Source organism: Labrenzia sp. THAF82, assembly GCF_009363435.1.
GTDB lineage: Bacteria > Pseudomonadota > Alphaproteobacteria > Rhizobiales > Stappiaceae > Roseibium > Roseibium porphyridii.
Map to the genome: position 1 here is coordinate 4,090,537 of NZ_CP045354.1, position 19,783 is coordinate 4,110,319.

Annotated in this window: 21 protein-coding genes; 13 read left to right on the forward strand and 8 right to left on the reverse strand. The window is 54.7% G+C overall.

What is annotated here, in order from left to right; genetic code table 11:
- The first annotated feature begins 21 nt into the window (after nucleotides 1–21).
- The 5 genes from rnr to rpmG all read left to right on the forward strand — a co-directional run bounded on the left by rnr (nucleotide 22) and on the right by rpmG (nucleotide 4,349).
- Nucleotides 22–2,271 carry a ribonuclease R gene (gene rnr, locus FIV00_RS18790; protein ID WP_152504329.1) on the forward strand — a complete coding sequence of 750 codons (2,250 nt, stop codon included), beginning with the start codon at nucleotides 22–24 and terminating at the stop codon, nucleotides 2,269–2,271.
- Nucleotides 2,271–2,747: a DUF983 domain-containing protein gene (locus FIV00_RS18795; RefSeq protein ID WP_152502189.1), complete on the forward strand. Its 477-nt coding sequence runs from the start codon at nucleotides 2,271–2,273 to the stop codon at nucleotides 2,745–2,747. The genes rnr and FIV00_RS18795 overlap by 1 nt, the downstream gene beginning before the upstream one ends.
- Nucleotides 2,744–3,490: an NUDIX hydrolase gene (locus FIV00_RS18800; protein ID WP_152502190.1), complete on the forward strand. Its 747-nt coding sequence runs from the start codon at nucleotides 2,744–2,746 to the stop codon at nucleotides 3,488–3,490. Before FIV00_RS18795 ends, FIV00_RS18800 begins: the two co-directional genes overlap by 4 nt.
- Nucleotides 3,491–3,567: 77 nt before the next feature.
- On the forward strand, nucleotides 3,568–3,969 hold the full coding sequence (locus FIV00_RS18805; RefSeq protein ID WP_152502191.1) for a RidA family protein: 402 nt from the start codon (nucleotides 3,568–3,570) through the stop codon (nucleotides 3,967–3,969).
- 212 nt (nucleotides 3,970–4,181) lie between these two features.
- Complete coding sequence (gene rpmG, locus FIV00_RS18810) at nucleotides 4,182–4,349, forward strand: 50S ribosomal protein L33 (protein ID WP_055676652.1); 168 nt, start codon at nucleotides 4,182–4,184, stop codon at nucleotides 4,347–4,349.
- A 512-nt stretch (nucleotides 4,350–4,861) separates the two neighbouring features.
- Here the strand turns inward: rpmG and FIV00_RS18815 are convergent.
- On the reverse strand, nucleotides 4,862–5,233 hold the full coding sequence (locus FIV00_RS18815; RefSeq protein ID WP_152502192.1) for a response regulator: 372 nt from the start codon (nucleotides 5,231–5,233) through the stop codon (nucleotides 4,862–4,864).
- Between the two features lie 137 nt (nucleotides 5,234–5,370).
- On the opposite strand from FIV00_RS18815, the gene FIV00_RS18820 reads away from it, so the two are divergent.
- Genes FIV00_RS18820 through FIV00_RS18830 form a run of 3 tightly spaced genes read left to right on the forward strand, consistent with a single transcriptional unit; the run spans nucleotide 5,371 to nucleotide 7,686 of the window.
- Nucleotides 5,371–5,670, forward strand: a complete 300-nt coding sequence (locus FIV00_RS18820; protein ID WP_152502193.1) for a DUF3572 domain-containing protein — start codon at nucleotides 5,371–5,373, stop codon at nucleotides 5,668–5,670.
- Nucleotides 5,663–6,343 (forward strand): hypothetical protein, encoded by a 681-nt coding sequence (locus FIV00_RS18825; protein ID WP_152502194.1) that lies wholly within the window; start codon nucleotides 5,663–5,665, stop codon nucleotides 6,341–6,343. Before FIV00_RS18820 ends, FIV00_RS18825 begins: the two co-directional genes overlap by 8 nt.
- A gap of 32 nt (nucleotides 6,344–6,375) precedes the next feature.
- Nucleotides 6,376–7,686 carry a DNA polymerase IV gene (locus FIV00_RS18830; protein ID WP_152502195.1) on the forward strand — a complete coding sequence of 437 codons (1,311 nt, stop codon included), beginning with the start codon at nucleotides 6,376–6,378 and terminating at the stop codon, nucleotides 7,684–7,686.
- Between the two features lie 24 nt (nucleotides 7,687–7,710).
- Here the strand turns inward: FIV00_RS18830 and FIV00_RS18835 are convergent, their stop codons facing one another.
- The gene (locus tag FIV00_RS18835) at nucleotides 7,711–8,559 is read right to left on the reverse strand and encodes a cell envelope integrity EipB family protein (protein WP_209006613.1); all 849 of its coding nucleotides are present in this window, start codon (nucleotides 8,557–8,559) and stop codon (nucleotides 7,711–7,713) included.
- A gap of 297 nt (nucleotides 8,560–8,856) precedes the next feature.
- Between FIV00_RS18835 and FIV00_RS18840 the strand changes: the two genes are divergently transcribed.
- The 3 genes from FIV00_RS18840 (at nucleotide 8,857) to FIV00_RS18850 (ending at nucleotide 11,540) form a co-directional block, all read left to right on the forward strand.
- Nucleotides 8,857–9,324, forward strand: coding sequence for a RidA family protein (locus FIV00_RS18840; protein WP_152502197.1), 468 nt, complete (start codon nucleotides 8,857–8,859; stop codon nucleotides 9,322–9,324).
- A 116-nt stretch (nucleotides 9,325–9,440) separates the two neighbouring features.
- A complete protein-coding gene (locus FIV00_RS18845; RefSeq protein ID WP_209006614.1) occupies nucleotides 9,441–10,139 on the forward strand; it encodes a glycerophosphodiester phosphodiesterase family protein in 699 nt (232 codons plus the stop codon).
- 84 nt (nucleotides 10,140–10,223) lie between these two features.
- Nucleotides 10,224–11,540, forward strand: coding sequence for a GNAT family N-acetyltransferase (locus FIV00_RS18850; protein ID WP_152502199.1), 1,317 nt, complete (start codon nucleotides 10,224–10,226; stop codon nucleotides 11,538–11,540).
- 28 nt (nucleotides 11,541–11,568) lie between these two features.
- Here the strand turns inward: FIV00_RS18850 and FIV00_RS18855 are convergent, their stop codons facing one another.
- The 3 genes from FIV00_RS18855 to FIV00_RS18865 form a co-directional block, all read right to left on the reverse strand.
- On the reverse strand, nucleotides 11,569–12,357 hold the full coding sequence (locus tag FIV00_RS18855; protein ID WP_173006054.1) for a GNAT family N-acetyltransferase: 789 nt from the start codon (nucleotides 12,355–12,357) through the stop codon (nucleotides 11,569–11,571).
- Between the two features lie 311 nt (nucleotides 12,358–12,668).
- Nucleotides 12,669–12,989, reverse strand: a complete 321-nt coding sequence (locus FIV00_RS18860) for an antibiotic biosynthesis monooxygenase (RefSeq protein ID WP_152502201.1) — start codon at nucleotides 12,987–12,989, stop codon at nucleotides 12,669–12,671.
- Nucleotides 12,990–13,059: 70 nt separating this feature from the next.
- Nucleotides 13,060–13,995, reverse strand: a complete 936-nt coding sequence (locus FIV00_RS18865; RefSeq protein WP_152502202.1) for a LysR substrate-binding domain-containing protein — start codon at nucleotides 13,993–13,995, stop codon at nucleotides 13,060–13,062.
- 123 nt (nucleotides 13,996–14,118) lie between these two features.
- On the opposite strand from FIV00_RS18865, the gene FIV00_RS18870 reads away from it, so the two are divergent.
- Both FIV00_RS18870 and FIV00_RS18875 read left to right on the forward strand, forming a co-directional pair.
- Nucleotides 14,119–14,304, forward strand: coding sequence for a YdcH family protein (locus FIV00_RS18870; protein WP_152502203.1), 186 nt, complete (start codon nucleotides 14,119–14,121; stop codon nucleotides 14,302–14,304).
- 37 nt (nucleotides 14,305–14,341) lie between these two features.
- Complete coding sequence (locus FIV00_RS18875) at nucleotides 14,342–14,542, forward strand: hypothetical protein (RefSeq protein ID WP_152502204.1); 201 nt, start codon at nucleotides 14,342–14,344, stop codon at nucleotides 14,540–14,542.
- A gap of 289 nt (nucleotides 14,543–14,831) precedes the next feature.
- Here FIV00_RS18875 and FIV00_RS18880 read toward each other — a convergent pair whose 3' ends face one another.
- Genes FIV00_RS18880 through FIV00_RS18890 form a run of 3 tightly spaced genes read right to left on the reverse strand, consistent with a single transcriptional unit; the run spans nucleotide 14,832 to nucleotide 19,690 of the window.
- The gene (locus tag FIV00_RS18880; RefSeq protein WP_152502205.1) at nucleotides 14,832–17,951 is read right to left on the reverse strand and encodes an efflux RND transporter permease subunit; all 3,120 of its coding nucleotides are present in this window, start codon (nucleotides 17,949–17,951) and stop codon (nucleotides 14,832–14,834) included.
- 31 nt (nucleotides 17,952–17,982) lie between these two features.
- The gene (locus FIV00_RS18885; RefSeq protein WP_152502206.1) at nucleotides 17,983–19,077 is read right to left on the reverse strand and encodes an efflux RND transporter periplasmic adaptor subunit; all 1,095 of its coding nucleotides are present in this window, start codon (nucleotides 19,075–19,077) and stop codon (nucleotides 17,983–17,985) included.
- A gap of 19 nt (nucleotides 19,078–19,096) precedes the next feature.
- Entirely contained in the window at nucleotides 19,097–19,690 is a 594-nt protein-coding gene (locus FIV00_RS18890; protein ID WP_209006615.1) for a TetR/AcrR family transcriptional regulator, read from the reverse strand.
- Nucleotides 19,691–19,783 lie beyond the last annotated feature (93 nt).

Genomic DNA, 19,783 nt, shown 5'->3' on the forward strand with positions numbered 1-19,783 from the left:
CACGCCAAAGTTCCCGGCGAAATGCCCTCCCGTGAGGACATTCTCGCTTTTGTTGCCGACAATCCGGGACGCGCAGGCAAACGGGAAATTGCGCGTCACTTCGGGATCATCGGCGGCGCGCGCATTCATCTCAAGAAAATGCTCAAGGATCTTGCAGATGACGGTCTGATTGAAAAACGCAACAAGCGCATGATCAGGCCAGGCGACTTGCCTCCCGTCTTTGTCGTCAGTTTGAACGCACGTGACCGGGATGGCGAGCTTCTGGGAACCCCGGTTGATTGGGACGAGGAAGCGGGTGCGCCACCAAAAATTCTTGTCCTGACCGGCAAGACCAAAAACACGCAGGCCGGGGTTGGAGACAGGGCGCTGATCCGCCTGACCGAAGCAGAGACCGGTCCGGAAGCGGAGCATGTGGGCCGTGTCATCAGGGTTCTGGAAAAGCGACAGAGCGCCATCCTCGGCATTCTTCGCAAACGCGACGGCAATCGTCCCGCGTATTTGGAGCCGATAGACCGAAAACAACGGGAACTGGATGTTGACCCGGCAGAGATGAAGGAAGCTGACGACGGCGACCTCGTCAGTGTCCAGGTGACAAGGTCCGGTCGATATGGTCAGCCGCGGGCATCCATTGTCGAGCGGTTCGGTTCCATGAACTCGGAAAAGGCTGTTTCTGAGATTGCGCTGCAGTCTCATGGCATTCCGCACGTCTTTCCGTCCTCGGTAACTGAGCAGGCAGACAGTGCGAAACCCGTTGAAAAACTGGGAACACGTGAAGACTGGCGCCAGGTACCATTGATCACCATCGACCCGCCCGATGCCAAGGACCACGACGACGCCGTCTATGCAGAACCGGACAACGATCCGCAGAATGCAGGCGGACACGTCGTTTATGTCGCGATTGCCGATGTTGCTTACTATGTGACACCAGGATCGCCGATGGACCGCGAAGCGCACTTGCGCGGAAATTCGGTCTATTTCCCGGATCGCGTCATCCCAATGTTGCCGGAGCGCATTTCAAATCAGCTTTGCTCTCTCAGGGAAAAAGAAGACAAGCCGGCAATGGGCGCGCGCATGGTCTTTGACAAGACCGGGCGCAAGATCAGCCACACTTTTCACCGGGTCCTGATGCGCTCGGCCGCAAAGCTGTCCTATCTGCAGGCCCAAAAGGCCATAGACGGTGTCACCGACGAAAAGACCGAAACGCTCCTTGAAGGCGTTCTGAAGCCTCTTTGGGCAGCTTACCAGGTCTTGAAGAAGGGCCGCACGGCCAGAGAGCCACTGGAACTCGATCTGCCTGAGCGCAAGATCAAACTGAAGCCTGACGGCACTGTTGACCATGTCTACGTGCCTGAGCGTCTCGACGCACACAAACTCATCGAAGAGTTTATGATCCAGGCGAATGTCGCGGCGGCAGAGACACTGGAAAAAAAGAAGACGCCCCTGCTCTACCGGGTGCACGACGCATCAACCCCGGAAAAGCTTGAAAGCCTCAAGGACTTTCTGTCGACTTTGAACATGAAGCTTCCATCCTCCGGTGGATTGAGGCCTGCCGTGTTCAATGGAATTCTGGCAAAGGTCAAGGACACGCCGCAAGCGCATCTGGTCAACGAGGTGATCCTGCGCAGTCAGGCGCAAGCCGAATACACGCCGCAAAATATCGGGCATTTCGGACTGAACCTGCGTCGGTACGCTCACTTCACCTCTCCCATTCGTCGCTACGCGGATCTGATCGTCCATCGCGGCCTCATTTCGGCCCTGGACCTTGGCAATGACGGCCTGCAAGACGGCATTGAAGCCAAACTCGAAGCAATCGGTGCAGAAATATCATCGGCCGAACGCCGGGCCATGCTTGCCGAGCGCGATACCATCGATCGCCTGATCGCACTTTGGATGAGCGATCAGATCGGTGCGACGTTTCAAGGGCGTATTGCCGGTGTCGTAAAGTCCGGACTGTTCGTGCGCCTTGAAGAGACAGGTGCAGATGGATTTGTTCCGGCATCGACTATTGGTGTCGACTATTATCGCTACGACGAAGGGTCGCATGCCTTGATAGGTGACAAAACCGGCGAGACTTATCAACTTGGCGATCAGGTGGAAGTCAGGCTTGTTGAAGCTGCGCCCTTTGCCGGAGCTCTCACATTCGAGATTCTCAGCCATGGACGGATGGCCGGGAAACGTATTCGCAAAGCAGCACCCAAGGTGCGGCGCGGTCCGCCCAAAGGCGGACGCAACAAGTCCTCCACACGGAAGCAAAGCCGAAGGAGGGCCTAGTGACGGTTCGCTATGAGTTGAATGAAAACCTTTCTGCACCACCTGAGAAGGCAGCAAAGCCGCGGCGCGCGGTCATGCCGGCCATGATGCGGGGCGCGTTCAATCGTTGCATGGCCTGCGGCGAAGGAAAGATCTTTGACGGTTTCCTGACAACGCGCCATGCCTGCTCGAACTGTGGTGAGGAGTTTCATCATCATCGCGCTGACGATGCACCGCCATATTTCACGATCACGATTGTCGGCCACATCATTATTCCTGCCCTGCTGGTTGTCGAAGTCATGTGGCGCCCGGCAATCTGGATCCATATGTCGATCTGGTTACCACTCACCGTTTTCCTGGCACTCGCTCTCATGCGACCCGTGAAAGGGGCGCTGGTCGGTTTGCAATGGGCCCTCTACATGCACGGTTTCGATCCGGAAGCCGAAGACGACATGCTCGTTGTTGACATGCCGGCAAGGCACGAAGGCACCCAATGACCGGTTCTTTTGAAAAGCAGTTGGCAAAAGACGAAAAAGCCGGCGATTACCCATACATTCGACCGAAGGATGCCGCCACACTACTTATCCTCGACAGGGACGGATCAGGTGACGTCAGACTGCTGATGGGCCGTCGGCACATGCGCCACACATTTATGCCCGGAAAATTCGTTTTCCCCGGCGGGCGGGTAGATCCGGCAGATTCCAGAGTGGCGAATGTGCTTCCCTATCATCCGGACGTTCAGGCGCGTCTTTCGAAAGGTTTGAAGAAGGTCAAAACCGAAGCGCGCGTCCGTGCCTTCGCGCTGGCGGCAATCCGAGAGACCTATGAAGAAGCGGGGCTTTTCATCGGCCAGAAAGGCAACGGAACCTCTCAACGGCTGGGCACCGGTTTCGAAGCCTTCATGGAACGTGGCATTCAGCCGGACCTTGGTGGCCTGCGTATGATCGCCAGAGCCGTCACACCGACAAAACGCCCTCGCCGCTTCGACACGCGTTTCTTTTCGGTCTGGGCCGATGCGATCGCCGACCGACTGCCAGATGGGAAAGGTCCTTCAGGGGAGTTGGAAGACTGCGCCTGGCTCACGCTTGAAGAGGCACGGGAAAAAGAACTGCCGCTGATCACAACGAAGATACTGGCCGATCTGGAGAGCCGTCTGGAAACGGATCCAGACCTGTCTCCAGACACCCCCGTCCCCTACTATTACTTTAGGAACGGCGCATTTGTACGTGACCTTTTGTAGGTGTTTGAAATTCCGGGCAACGGATCTCCCGATGCAATGCTATAATTGAACAGCTGCAACAAATGGAGCCTTGTTCCATGAAAGACCGCGCTATCGTTCCGGACGAGTTAGAGGGTTATTACCGCGACTGGAAGATGTCGCCCGGGCTGGCCTGTGGGGATTTCCTGTTCTTTTCGGGATTTACCGGCGCCGACGCTGACGGAAACCTTTCCGATGATCCTGAAACACAGATTCGCATGGCCTTCCGTAAGGTGGGACTGGTGCTTGCAAAAGCGGGCCTGAGCTACAATGCGCTTGTGGAAATGACGTCCTATCACGTTGGCCTGAAAGAGCATCTTGAACTTTTCAAGCAGATACGCGCGGAATATGTCGAGGAACCCTATCCGGCCTGGACCGCAATTGAAGTGGCTGGATTTGTGCGAGATGGGGCCGTGATTGAAATCAAGGCCATTGCCAACCGAGTACCGAAATCCGACTAGGATTTCCAGCCATGACAACACACATCCCCATGTATCGACGCGCGCGCATTGCCATTGCCCATTAAAAATCGTCCGGGACGGCACGCAGCGCTTGACTTTAGCAACCTGATGAGTACTTTGCGCGCTGATTTCAGACATTGGGGTAGATTCACCGCCAGCCAATCTGGCCGCGAGAATTGTTTGCCCGACACAAGAGAACAGGATCCAAGGCCATGGCCAAGGCGACAACAATCAAAATCAAGCTCCTCTCCACGGCGGACACCGGCTTCTTCTATGTCACCAAGAAGAATTCCCGCACGATGACCGAAAAGATGGTCAAGAAGAAATACGACCCGGTTGCGAAAAAACACGTCGAGTTCAAGGAAGCCAAGATCAAGTAATTTGGTTTTGAATGATGGAACGACTGGAACCCGCCAATTCGGCGGGTTTTGTTTTTTGGGCGCGCCCGCGCACACGGCAAAAGGCGCACAAAGTCATAAGCCTGATGTTCTGAGAGAATTTGTGGTCGGCGGGAACACGGCATTCGAGGAGGCCACTCATCGGCCGGTTCCCAACCGACCTGCCCCACGGACCCAGGAGATGCGGCGGACCTGAGCACTCCGAGGGGAAACTAATTGCCAGATTAACGTCGCGGCAATCACAACCGCGCCAACAAGGCCATCAGGGAAATCCCTAATCTTCGGCCACAGTACCGTATTGTTGCCTGATTGCAATAAATTCCGCAAAATATACACAGAAACAATGCGGTTTTAGTAAATTCGTAACCTTAATGTGAGCTCGAATCTCGTTTTCATTGACCAAAGTCGTAGCTCATGATCGGGTTTCGACAACTGGTGATTGCTCGAAGTCTTTGCGAAATCTTTCGCTGACGCAGTATTTTTCGATGCGCTGATCAGGCTTCGCCCAGATAGGTGCGCACAGTCTCCAGAAACTTGGCAACCGAGATAGGCTTTGAGATATAGGCCTCACACCCGCCCTGCCGAATACGCTCTTCGTCACCCTTCATTGCGAATGCAGTCACCGCAATCACGGGAATAGACGAGATGTCTTCGTCTTCCTTGATCCATTTGGTGACCTCAAGCCCGGAAACTTCCGGAAGCTGAATGTCCATCAGGATAAGGTCTGGATGATGTTCCCGCGCAAGCTTGAGAGCTTCAATTCCGGTCCGTGTCTGCAAAGTGTCGTAACCGTGCGCCTCAAGCAGATCATGAAACAATTTCATGTTCAGCTCGTTGTCTTCGACGATCAACACCGATTTTGCCATAAGTCCGGCCCTTCGCCCGGCTCAGGGCCGGTCCCATCTTTCAATTTGCGGCATTTCTGATCCGCTATGGAACCCTTCCCTGGTCCGCATTAGGTTTCTTCTAACCCGGAATCGTTTCAGAAAGGCAAAAAAACACAATGAAAAATGTACACGGAAAGTCATTATCCGTTGAAGAAGCACAAGGAATTGCCACTGAAGCACTGCTGCAGTTGAGCCGGGAGCCAGAACAGATAGGCCGTTTTCTGGCTTTTTCAGGTATTGGCCCAGAAATGATTCGGGAAGCTGCAGGAGAACCAGGATTTCTTGCAGGCGTTCTGGAGTTCTACATGATGGACGAGGCACTTTTGCTTGCCTTTTGCGAGAACGCCGGCATCCGCCCGACCATGATCGCAGCCGCCCGGTATGCCTTGACCGGAGGCATGGAAGATCATGCCTGAACCAACACCGGTACTTCCAGAGGTTTTGAGCCAGATCCGCGCCTTGCCGGCGTCAGGCAGGCCGCTGATTATCTGTGATGTCGATGAAGTCATTTTGCATCTGACAACGCATCTGGAAGACTATCTTCATTCCAACGGTCTGATGTTTTTGAAATTCGAATACCGTCTGACCGGAAATATCGGTAGCAAGAAGACCGGCACGTCGCTGAATGCGACCGAGGTGAAGCAGCTTCTCATGAGTTTCTTTGATGAAGTCAGCCCACATCAGGACCTTGTTCCCGGCGCTGATACGGCGCTTCACAGCCTTTCCGATGATTGGGACGTTGTGTTGCTGACAAATCTTCCAGGGGCACACAACAAACCGGTTCGAGAGAACCTTCTGGCAGCCAAGGGTCTCAACTACCCGGTGCTCACAAACTCCGGACCAAAGGGCGGCGCTGTCGCAGCCCTGGCCTCGGGCCGACCCTCACCAGTCGTCTTCATCGACGACAGCCCGACCAACCATAATTCGGTGAATGCCTCCCTGCCCTCGTCCATTCAGATCCAATTTATTGCCGACCCTAGGTTCCTGACGTCAATGACGCGCGCGCAGCATGTTGATCTGTTGACTGGAGATTGGCAGGAGACGGAAACCTTTATCAGCAGTATTCTGTCGGCGGCGAAAACCAGCTAGCTTGGTACACAGCTTCCGCACCAGAGATATCCATGTCGACGGACATCACCCATTCAGCCAACCTGGCTCCCGCGCTTTGCAGAGACTGCGTCACGCGCCTGCCTGCAGATATGAACCGGTGCCCGGCTTGTGGCAGTCCGAGGCTGGTCAAGCATGGGGAGCTCGACGTCTTGTCCATAGCGCATATCGATTGCGACGCCTTCTATGCCTCTATCGAAAAGCGTGACAACCCGGACCTTCTCGACAAGCCGGTGATCGTGGGCGGCGGGCAACGCGGCGTCGTCTCCACCTGTTGTTACATTGCACGGATCTACGGTGTTCGCTCCGCCATGCCGATGTTCAAGGCTCTTGAGGCCTGCCCGGACGCAATTGTCATAAAGCCGAACATGGAGAAGTACTCTAGAATCGGAAAAGAAATGCGAGAGCGCATGCGTGCGCTTACCCCGTTGGTGGAGCCGCTATCCATCGATGAAGCCTTTCTCGATCTTACCGGAACGGAGCGCTTACATCGGGCAACACCTGCTGAAACGCTCGCCAAATTCATTCGGGAAATTGAGGAAGATATCGGTATCAGCGCTTCGGTCGGCCTGGCACCGAACAAATTTCTGGCGAAACTTGCTTCAGATCTTGAAAAACCGCGCGGGTTTTCGGTGATCGGCGCTGCGGAGGCCAAGTCCGTTCTGGCGGGCATGCCGGTGGGCCGGATCTGGGGCGTTGGAAAGGTTTTTCAAAAGAAACTGGAAAAGGATGGCATTCGGACGATCGGTCAGCTGCAAACGATGGATTCTGCAGATCTCGCGCGCAAATACGGCTCTATCGGACTGCGCCTTGCTCACTTGTCTCAGGGTGACGACAGCAGACTGGTGAAGCCGCAGCGGGGTGCCAAAAGCGTATCGACCGAAACCACTTTCAGAACAGATATCTCCAGCTTCGAAACCCTACGCCCGATCCTGCGCGATCTGTCCGAAAAGGTCTCGGCGCGTCTCAAAAAATCAGACCTCTCCGGTCGAGGCATAACCCTGAAACTCAAGACGGCGGACTATAAGACCATCACAAGAGCCCGACATCTGACAGATCCGACACAGTTGGCTGATAGAATTTACTCTGCCGGTGTTTCGTTGCTCGAAAACGAGACAGACGGCAGACGCTTCCGCCTGATCGGCATTGGTGTCAGTGATTTGGAAACAGCCGAAAGAGCCGACCCCCAGGACCTTTTGGACGAGTCCGCCGAGCGGCGAAAAAGCGCTGAACGCGCTGTCGACAGGCTAAGGGACAAGTTCGGCAATTCGGCTGTTGAACTGGGTCTGACGCATGCTGCCAAGGCGGCAAAGGATGACAAGTAACCCACCGACAGAGCTCTCTTGCACTTATTGGCAATCCGTCTCGTCGTAGAGTTCCAGAGACGTCATGGTGCCCTGAATTGTGAAATCACCGTAGTCCAGTTTCAGATGGCCGCTGATACCGTTCTCATAAAGCCAGAAGGAGAGCTGGTAGACAGGAAGCAGTTCGCCGGATGCATCGTCCGTGCTGGGATCGAAATAGGCAACCGTCACCGGCCAATAATTCATGCCCGACAAGGGCGCATCGGCGCTGCTGGAATTCGATTTGACAGAATTGACCGCCTTCGTTCCGATCACGGATGTCGTGGCGTAGACCTTTTCGCCAGTTTCCGCGCCATCATAAATATCAGCTGCGACGAAACGGATACCATCCTTGGCAGACTTCATGATCGACAGCAGGTGTTCAGTCGGGAACAGCACTTCATTGCTTATTTCGAGTGACTTTTCAGAAGGCTCCTTCAGCTCAACCTTTTTCGCCTCCGCGCCGGAATGCGCAGTGCCACGTGTTTCTTCAACAAGCTTCTGGTCGACATAAGTCTTGGACAGGAACTGGTAGCTCTCTGCTTCCGGCTCTTCGAAAGAAGTTGTTTGCAGATCGGTGATTTGAGATCCACCGCTGGTATCTTGAAATTCGGTCACAAACCGGAAATTGACGCTGTAGCCTTCACAGGCATTTCCGGAAAAATCATAGACCATGCGGCCCGAGAGCCCTGCGATGCCCGATTGCTCCTCCGTGTCGCCAAGTTTCATGTCGTAGACGGCCCTGTGAGGGACCAGCTTTGTCCCGACCGGTGCCGCACCGGCCGCAGCTACGGGCGTTGCGCTAATGACCCCTGACAAGAGCAGAAACGCGGCGGCACAGAACGAAAATTTCACGACAGTCTGCATCAAGAACCTCATGTTTCACCGACGGTTCGCTGGCCGCCAATGCGTTTGGACTATCATATTCGGGAAAAGGTGCATTTCGCTACAGCGAATGCGCAAATCGATAGGAAACTTGTGTGCTGCATATCCTGTTCTCACAGGATTAATCCGCTTTGTGACTGCAATTGCAGTTTGTTTCCTTGCATTTTGCCACCATTCTCATCGTGGAAATTTGATCTTGTGCCGGTCGCCAAATTGAGCGAAGACACCGCGACCAACAATCGGATCGAAATCCTGCGGAGACCATACATGAGCAGCACCATCGAAACCCGGCTCGCTGACCTTGGCGTTACGCTTCCAGAAGCAGCTGCGCCTGCCGCCAACTACGTGCCTTTCGTAAAAACGGGCAATCAGCTGTTTGTGTCCGGGCAGTTGCCAATGAGCGGCGGCAAGATAGAAGTTACCGGCAAGCTTGGCGACGGACTGGGTGTTGATGAAGGCAAACATGCTGCAAAACTTTGCGCCATCAATTTGCTTGCTCAGGCAAAAGCAGCCACTGGTGACCTTGAGAAAGTCGTTCGACTTGTCAAAATCGTCGGCTTCGTCAATTCGACCGGCGAGTTTGCTGATCAACCGCAGGTCATCAACGGTGCCTCGGATTTCCTGGTGGAAGCCATGGGCGACAAGGGCCGCCACGCCCGATCTGCAGTTAGCGCAGCCTCCCTGCCCTTTGGCGCCGCCGTCGAGATCGAAGCCATCTTCGAGATTGCCGACTAAGCTACAGTTCCCACCAAAACGCCGAAACGGTATTTCATTTCATGTCTCCCGACCTTGAGGCTATCTTTGCCCGTCCAATTGCGCATCGTGGATTTCACGATGCGGATAACGGGATTATGGAAAACTCACCCTCTGCGGTGCGGGAAGCTATCGACAGGTCTTTCGGGATCGAAGTCGATATTCAAGAGACTGCTGACGGCGAAGCACTGGTTTTTCACGACTACACGCTTGACCGGCTGGCCGAAGGATCTGGAAAGGTCATCGACTACAGTTCGAAGGCACTCGAAAAGATCCATATGAAAACGGGGACCGACAAGCTTTGGTTGCTTCAGGACCTTTTTTCACTTGTCGAAGGCAAGGTTCCGCTTGTTATTGAGATCAAATCGCTGATGCGCCGCGATGCGCAGGGCGACTTTGTGCGCCATGTTGTCGATCAGGTTGCCGCATACAATGGACCGGTTTGCATCAAAACCTTCGATCCGGACATGCTTTCGATTGCACGAGACCACAATCGAGAGGTCTTGCGCGGCATTGTTGCAGATGGCGCGGAACCAGGCCGCACCTATGTAAGCTTCAGCCGTGTTGACCGGTTCATTCTTCGTCATCTTCTACACGCGCCGCGCACACGCCCGAATTTCGTGTCCTATGGTGTCAAGGACCTGCCGAAAGCAGGCCCCAGCCTGTTGCGCTCGGTCTTCAAACTTCCACTCATGTGCTGGACCGTGCGCACACGCGAACAACGCGAAATCGCCGCGCGCTATGCAGATCAAGTGGTCTTCGAAGGGTTTGATCCTGATAAAAGCCCCGGGGTTTGACGTCACTCTGCGTTCCGCTCTTGCACCGCAAAAAGGCAGCGCTACATTTTGATAGTGGTTTCAAACTGTGGTCTTTATGAACGTATGAGCTTCACTTCATCCCAAGGCAGCGACAGTCCTGCGGACGCCGGACAAGCCATTACCTTGCGTATCTTGTCTTCATTGAAGAATGTCTCCCGAGAGGCCTGGGATCAGGTTGCAAATCCAGGCTGGAAGCTTTCCGGGCGCGGATTGCTGACGCCAGAAGACGACTGCAAATCGCTCAAGGACCTGTCTGGCGCCCTGGCAAAAGAATTTGAACCAACTTCTGAAGAAACTTCATTTAACCCTTTTCTTTCTTACGATTTTCTTGAAGCACTAGAGAGTTCAGGGTGCGCAACGAATGCGACCGGCTGGATGCCGCGGCACATGTTGCTTCAAGATGAGAACGAGACAGTGCTCGGCGCCGTGCCAGCTTATCTGAAGAGCCATTCACAAGGTGAATATGTGTTCGATCACGGTTGGGCGGACGCATTCTACCGGGCCGGTGGCGACTATTATCCCAAGCTCCAGATTTCCGTTCCCTTCACGCCGGCAACGGGAAGACGGTTTTTGACCGGGCCTGGCGTCAACCGAGAAGCCGGGCTTCAAGCCCTGGCGGCAGGCCTGGTACAGGTCTGCCAGAAAACCGGAGCTTCATCTGTTCATGCGACCTTCCTCTCGAAGGGAGAATGGGACACCTTGGGCGACCTTGGGTATCTTCGACGCACCGACCAGCAGTTTCACTGGGAAAATCACGGATACGAAAACTTTGACGGCTTCCTTGCCGACCTGGCATCACGCAAACGCAAGGCGATCAAAAAGGAGCGAAAAGAAGCCCTTTCCGCCGACGGTATCGAGGTGGAATGGGTCACAGGGTCAGACCTCACCGAAGCCCATTGGGACGCCTTTTATGAATTCTACCTGGATACCGGCTCTCGCAAATGGGGCCGGCCTTATCTCAACCGAGACTTCTTTTCACTGATCAACGAAAGGCTGGCGGAGCGGACATTGCTGGTGCTAGCCAAACGTCACGACCGATATATTGCAGGCGCTCTGAATTTCATCGGCTCGGAAACCTTGTTCGGCAGACACTGGGGATGCACGGAACATCATCCGTTCCTGCATTTCGAGCTTTGCTACTATCAAGCCATCGACTTTGCGATTGCCAAGGGCTTGAAGCGGGTGGAAGCCGGCGCCCAAGGGGCACACAAACTCGCGCGCGGCTACCTGCCGGCAACCACCTATTCAGCTCACTGGATCGCACACGAAGGTCTTCATGATGCGGTCGCGGATTTTCTGGAACACGAACGACGGGCAGTCGAACGGGAAAACGAAGCGCTTGCTGGCCATGCCCCGTTCAAAAACCGGGATGCGACCTGAAGAAAACAAGCAAGAACTCAGTCGGCTTTCAGAACGTCAGGCGCATTTCCTGCTGTTCCAGAATGTCTTCAGCTTCGAACCGATCCAACAGGGCATTCGTTGACATGTCTGACTTGTCTACATTGACGAACACCAATTGTTCGCCGTCCACACTTCCGGCAGCGGCGGCGAGCAAGGCGCTGCCGATGCCCTTTCTGCGGTGATCTTTCCTGACAGCAATCTGCGCGACCGAACCATCGTGATAAACAGCGACCCATCCCAAGATCTCTCCACCGGAGCGAGCGGCGATTGCGTTGGTCTTTCCGGCCAGTGCAATCAGTGCTTTCTTGCTGTTTTGAGGTGTCGGTTGCCAGTCGAAATAAGCGGTCTCATCTGAGGGAAGCTCACCAATCTCTATTGGCTGCAAGCCCCATTCTGCAGATGATCTCTCAAGCCCATCTTTTGGCAGCTTGCAAACGCGAAGTCCTCTGCTTGCTTGAAAGTCCGCATTTTCATAGGCGGCGATGGCTTTGTCGTTGCTTGTGATCACTTCAAGCTGCATTCCGGTGGCACCATCGGCTGCAAGCTGACCGGAAACCACTTTCAGAAGCTGACCAAACAGGCCGTTCCGCCGATATTGCGGATGTGTTCCGACGGACAACGTATAGGCGCTCCCTGCCCAATCCGGGTTTGGGGCAGCGGAATACCAGAATGCTGCAATCTCACCATTTGTCCTCGCAACAAAAGAGTGTCTGGATGAAAACCCGCGCTGTTTATGAAAGTCCGTGAACTTCTCAATGCTCATATGCAGCGGGACGACATAATCGGAAAACGCCATGTTCATGGCTCCACAAAGCAACGTGGGCTCAATTCCGGCGCAGTTTGCTATTTCAAATGACATTTTGTGGAACTGGTACCTTTTTCAGCGGTCCCTGACTACAGAGCCCGGTTTCGACCAGGTGGCAATAATGTGCGTAATCCGGCCCTTTCTGGCCCTCCAAGTTGGGCGCATAGAGCCCATATATCCTGGTCACCAAAACACGCTTCGACTGCTGGAATTTCTCCTCGTATCCAATCGCAGCGCTTCATGCTCTGATTGATTGAAGTTTTTCCCGGTCAAGCAGGACGCAATTTAAACGGCGATTTGAGCTAGTCGAAGCTTTCTGCAACGTCATACATGACCGGCTCAAAGCTCTTGCAAAGTGCGCTTATTCTGCGGTTACGCTCCCGCATTTCCTGCGTACGTAACATGGCGAGAAAGTCCTCGCGTTTGCGCCACTGGGAGTAATTGGCAATGCGTGTTTGAGCATCATTGACATGAAGACCGGCGCCAATGAAACCCGGTTGGTGACGAATGAAATTCTCGTAGGCTTCCTTCAACTCATCCAGAAGATCGAAACAGGTCCCGGGCGTCATTTCAAACGTGGTGATCACGGTCTGGCAGTCTTTGCCACTAGAAATCTCTGGCATCGTTTTTCTCCCGTATTCGCGTCGCTGAAAAGGCTGGCATGTTTTGCATGGCCCGGCAACAAGGAGAACGTTATTTGCCAGGCACCTCCACCCCTTTCACGTTCATTGCCTCAACCGCCATGAGCGCAAGCTCCAGAAGCGTTTCGAAATGAGCTGTTCTCGAACTTCCGCGCCTCCAGACAAGATACATGTGCCTGAGCATCGGAAGATCCTCGACTTTCTTCAGGAGCAGATCCGGTTCCTTGCCGAACTCCGAAGCAATATAGGCCGCCGGAAACAGAGCCAGGCCCATACCCATGGATGTCATTTGCCTCAGGGCATCGAGGCTCGTTCCCTCGTACTCTTGTCGGAAATCCGCGCCTGCTGCACGCGCCAGCGCCTGAACATCGTCGTGGAGACGAAATCCCTGACTGAGAGACAACAGCTTTTCGTCGCGGAGCATTGCTGTCGGAACAACATCAAGCCCAGCCAATGGGTGTGACTTTGGAACCGCCAGCGAAACGTCTTCGTGACAAAGAACCCGTTCCACCAGCTGGTTGCTGGGCGAAATGTCCGGTGTGATGACGCAATCCAGTGCACCGGAGGCGATCCCCTCCTCCAAAAGGTTGGGCCTGTCCTCGCGAATATAGAGTTCAAGCCCCGGGTAATTTCGTTTTAGAATCGGTAGGAAGTGCGGCATGAAGTACGGACCGAAGGTCGGTGACACACCCAATCGGATCAATCCGCCAAGATTGGATTGGCCGGCCTGCGCCGCCGTCACAATTTCGTCTAGGTTTTCCAAGGCCTGACGGGCAAGTGGCAGGAGGTTCTCGCCAGCAGCCGTAAGGCTGATATCGCCGCCTCCCCGCTCCAGCAGTATTGCCCCCAGCTGATCCTCCAAGAGCTTGAATTGTGACGACAAAGTGGGCTGAGAGACATTGCATTTCTCCGCAGCCTTGCCGAAATGCATCGTCTCAGCCAGCGCGATGAAATACTCCAGTTGACGCGGTGATGGGCGGAAGCTCATCCGATCCTCGCATGTTATAGATTATTCCTATCAATATAATACAAACAATGTATTTCTTCTATTTCGCCTTGTCACCATATCATTGTTGTCAACGAAGCAATCGAAGCGAAGTGGAGATAGGCGATGTACAACCGGTTGAAATCCTTGCGCAGCCAACACAACACTCTTGATTCCCTGATCCGCCGCGAAGAGTTGCATCCCTACCCGGATACTCAGCACATCCGATCATTGAAGAAATTCAAGCTCCGTCTGCGCGACGAGATTAGCCGCATCGAGGGCGCTCTCAACGCAAACCGTCTCGTTTACTAGTTTGCAAAAACCGCATCACGTTCAAGGAAATACGACGATGAACCCGTTCTGGCCGTTCATGACTTTACCTGCAACGCAACCGCCTCTCTCCAGACAGAGCCGGTTGCAGGACCTCAACGCTCGGATGACGTCCTTCCTATCGGAAAAGCAGGCGTCGGGCACCTCATGCCCCCAGGTGCTCGACAACATCAAGACCGCACGGTCTGAAGTCCAGCGCGAGATGGCCTCACGCACCTAAAGCCCCCCCGGACTTCCGCGGTCCGGATAGAGCGCCCCAATAGCTGGACCAACCCGCCCGCACCGGCCTCGCGGGCGGGTTTTTATTTGCAAGACTTTGCAGCACCCGCACTGAAGCCGCGTAGTTCGATCACCAATGATCGGCTCGCGCCTGAAATGCCAATTTTCCAAAAATAACAAATTGGTCGCGGCTCACTTCCGTTGAGGAATTGATTCGGATTTCGAACGCAACCTACTGAAAAATATATTCTAAGGCGAACTTCTTCGCCTTAGAAAAGATGTGGTTCACGCTATTCTGCAGGCTGTGCACCGACCGTTGCGTGGTCCGTATCCTTGTCAGGCAAAGAGCCTTGCTGTCCTTCCTTCGAAGGTTTTATACGGAAGAACAGCGCGTAGAGAACTGGAGCAGCGATCAGCGTCAGGACCGTTGCAAATGCCAGCCCACCCATGATCGTCACCGCCATGCCTCTGAAAAAGGCGTCCGACAGAAGCGGCGCCATTCCCAAGATGGTCGTGATCGCCGCCAGCATGACCGGGCGCATACGTGAAACGCTGGCTTCAACTATTGCCGCATATTTCTCTTTGCCCTCGCGGATCAACAGGTCGATCTCTTCCAACAACACAATTGCATTCTTGATCAGCATGCCCGACAGGGACAGACACCCCAACAATGACATGAACCCGAAGGGCGTATCGGTTGCGAGCAGCGCAATGGCAACGCCATTGATCGACATGGGCACCATCAACCAGATGATCAGAGGCTGACGGACCGATCCGAAAAGAAGGATCGAGATGATCAGCATGACTAGAAAGCCGAGTGGCAATTGAGCGCCCAATGAAGCCTGGGCATCGTTGGTGCTCTCATATTCGCCGCCCCACTCCAGACTGTAGCCGGGAGGCAAGGCCATGGCCTCGATCTGGGGTCGAACCCGGGCCAGTGCTGCCGAGGCCGTCTCACCGGCAGTCGTTTCCGCCTTGACCGTAAGCGTGCGAACTCTGTCGCGGCGGTGGATCACCGTGTCCTGAGGTTCCATAAGGAACTCCTGAACCACCTGATCAATGGGAATGTACCGGCGTTGACTGCTGCTCCAGATCAGCGAATCCGAAACGCTTTCGTTGACCGAAATACCATCAGGGCCGGCCTTTCGCGCAACGATCGGAATTGATTCATCAACGTCGCGATAAGCTCCGACCCGAACCCCCTCTGTTGCAAACTGCAGAGACAGCGAAAGCTCTTCACGGGTGGCACCGGAAATCCGAGCACGGTCTTCGTCAAAGATCGGCCTGACCACGAGTTCCCGCTGGCGCCAATCCGTGTTGACGTCAGCCAGCCCGTTGTCCGGCAGATTGAAAATGGACTGCGCTTCATCACCAAGACGCTTGAGCACGTTTGCATCGGGACCGGTAAACCGTGCCTCGATTTTCGCACCTCCTCCAGGCCCGAATACGAGCCTTTTGGTGATAACCTGGGCTGCCGGAAAACTTTCGGCAAACTGTCGCCGAAGGTCCAGTGCCAGCTCATCGATGGCCTCCCGATCCGTGGTACGGACAATCATGTGTCCATAAGCCGGATTTGCATCCTCCGGAGCATAGGTGAGCATGAACCGTGTGGCGCCGCCGCCAGCGAAACTCGTAACGGCTTCGACCCGCTCGTCTGCCAGAACAACCTTTTCCATCTCGGTCAGATCTGCTTCCGTTGCGCGGATATCGGTGCCTTGCGGAGCCCAATAATGGACATAGAAGATAGGCGTGTTGCTGTCCGGGAAGAAGGCCTGCTTCACATTTCCAAAGGCCATGACACACGCCACAGTGATTCCCAAGAGTGCGGCGACGGTCAACAATCGGACATGCAGCGTTCCAATGAGAAAACGGCGATAGATCGTATAGATCAGCCCTTTATAGGGATCATGATCATCCAGATTTCCGCTTGCTGTGCGGAAGAAGTACTTGCCAAAGAGCGGCGTGACGGTAATCGCGAACACCCAGGAGAGGATCAAGGATATGCCGATTACTGCAAACAGCGAGAACAGGAACTCACCGGTTGCGTCCGGCGACAGCCCGATGCCTGAAAACGCCATGATGCCGATCACGGTCGCGCCGAGCAGCGGCCACATGGTTTGCCTGACAACCTTGCTGGCAGCATCAATCGCTTTTTGACCGCGCTGCATGTTGATCATCATGCCTTCGGCGACAACGATGGCATTGTCCACCAGCATGCCCATCGCGATGATCAATGCGCCCAGAGAAATGCGCTCCATTTCGATGGCGAATATGCGCATGAACAAAACAGTCGCCATGACCGTAAGCAGCAGTACGGTCCCGACCACGAGGGCTGCCCGCCAGCCCATGAACAGAGCCAAGACGCCAATCACGATCACGACCGAGGCGGCAAGGTTCAAAATGAAGCCGTTGACGGATTCATCGACGACCACATTCTGCTCGTAGATCGGGTGGATTTGCATACCGACAGGCAATTGCGTTTCGATTTGCGCCAATTTCTCAATGACGCCCGTGCCGACTTCAACAATGTTGGTGCCGTCAACCTGCGAAACGCCGATTGTCACCGCCTCATGACCGTCATGCCGTATCAGGCGGTCAGGCCGTTCTGGGTCTCCCAGTTCCAAAGTCGCAATGTCGGACAGACGGATCATGGCCGTCGAACCCGGCCTGCCTATCACCAGATCCTGAATGCCTCTGAAGTCGTCGAATGCGGATGCCGTCATCAATCGGATGCGTTTTTGACCCGATACGCCGGATCCGTTGGTCTGAATTCGGTTTTCCGCGTCCAGAACACCAATGATGTCGGTCATGGATATGCCCAGACCGGCCATCTTGTCCTGATCGACATTCAGATAAATGACATCTTCAGGCTCTCCTGCGACCTCAACCTTGCCGACACCGGGCACCGTCAACAGCTCCCGCCGGATGCGTTTCACCGTGTCGCGAATATCGCGATTGGTATAACCGTCCGCAGTGAAGGCATAGAAAAGTCCGTAAACGTCTCCAAAATCGTCATAGACAAGCGGCGCTCCTGCCCCTGCCGGCAGGTTTCGCACTTCGTCAGAGACCTTGCGTCTCAATTCATCCCAAACCTGGGGCAACTCGCTGCCATCGTAGGTTGGTTTGATTTCAACGCCGATGCGAGACAGGCCCGGCTCGGAGACCGACGTAATCAGATCCAGCTGAGGCATCTGCTGGATCGCCGTTTCCAGAACTTCCGTGACCTCGTTTTCAACTTCAGCCGCGGTTGCCCCGGGATATCCGGTGATCACCTGTGCTTCCTTGATCGTGAAGGCCGGATCTTCCAGCCTGCCGACGGTGGAAAGGCCCCACAGTCCGCCCAGAAACGCCATGATGACGATCATCCAGGTGTTGACCGGTTTTTGTATGGAATAGCGTGCGATATCCACGTGTCTGATCCTCTTCCTGAACCCGTTCGGATCAGCGCAACCGGCGCACGACCTGTCCGTCACTCAAATAGGCAACGCCCGCGGACACAATTTCGTCTCCGGCCGCGAGACCTTGGCTGACTGGTATGAAGTCGCCCATGACGGTCCCCACTTCGATCACCTGTTTCGACACTGCTTCGGTGCCGTCATCGAATTTCCAGACGAAGGATTTTCCATCACCGTCCACGGCAACAGCACCGGTCGGCACTAGGAACTGTTCGCCCAGTTCTAGGCCCTGTGGCAGAAACTTCACGATGACCGACGCCGTCATGCCCGGGAAAAGCTGTTCAGCCCCTTCCCTCGGCATCGCAAGCGTAATCCGGTAGGTCTGGGCGACTTCGTCAACTTGGCTGGAATGTTCACGGTAGTTCAGCGGGAAGACTTTCTCGCTGTATGCAGGAAACTTCGCCTCGATGGATGCGACTTCAGATTCTGTCACCCGTCCGAAGAGCGCTTCTGCAACATTGATATCGACCTGAACCTCAGAAACGTCATGCATGCGCACGACTGGAGTGCCGACATTGACGGTTGTGAAGTTGTCAACCAGCCGGACTGAGACGACCCCGTCAAATGGTGCTTCGAGTGACGTGTATTCGAGGTTCTGTTTTGCCTCTTTCAAACGCTCGACGGCCAAGTCATAGGTGTTTTGCTGTTCGTCCAATGCTGATTGCGAAATGACTGATCGATCCAGAAGCGTTTTCAGACGGTCCAGCTCACGTTTTTCCTGTTCGGTATTGATAGTCGCTTCACGGACGGCTCTGTCGTAGTCGGCGGTGTCCAGTCTGGCGATCAGATCCCCTTTCTTGACCTGCTGACTTTCAAGCACCGGCAATTCGAGCAGTTTGCCGCGAACCTGGAAGGACAAATCGACCGTTTGGACTGCCGCAACCCGACCGGCAAATCGGCGCTCAAGCAAACCTATCTGATCGGTGACCGTGAAGATCTTTGCAGGTCTGGGAGCCGCATGAAGTTCCGCTTCGGCCTGTGCGACCGGGTCCATTGCATCGTCCTGACAAGCAGAAACAATGGCCGCCAGCACCAAAACGCCTGCCCAACGAACGAGAGTAGTTTTTTCAAACACCAACATTTTTTGTCCGTTCCAAATCTCAAGTTTCAACAAGACGCCGGCGAAGCTCGGCAAGGACCGCAGCCCGTTCATCATCAGACAGGATCGACACGCCGTGAGCCTCTGAGAAGTGAAGGCCCTCCAGGCTCGCCCAAATTGCCCAGGCTTTTGCGAGCTCGTCCGTTTCTTGTGTGATGGCATTTTTCAGGCGCTTTTTTACGACCATGAAGGGCTCGGCGAGTTCCGGCCTGTCGGCCTTGGTTGCCAGCATGGCGCGCGCGACGTCGCGATTGGCCAGCAGCCAGCCTTCGGTCACGTCGATCATGGCATGCAAGGTCGGTGCTTTCGAGCTTTCGTGCGATGTCCGTGCAGTGCTGACTTCTGTCTCGAATTGGCCCGCCAGAAACTCGACCATCCCAATGATCAAGGCGTCCTTGGTCGGAAAATTGTAGAGCACTCCCCCCTTTGAGAAACCGCTCCTTTCTGCGACAGCGTCAATCGTCAGGCTGGCAGCGCCAGACTGCCGAATGAGATCAAGTGCTGCCTGCAGAATTTCGGACTTGGAGTCCTGTGCTTGCCGTAACGCGCGCGCCGCCATTTTATACCGTCCAGTCAGTACAGTTGAACGGGGCATATAAACCGTCCAGTCGGTACAGACAAGAGGCTTCAATTCATCACGCTCAGGCGAAGCCCGAACCTCAACGCCTAAACGTTTGGGGAACCAACA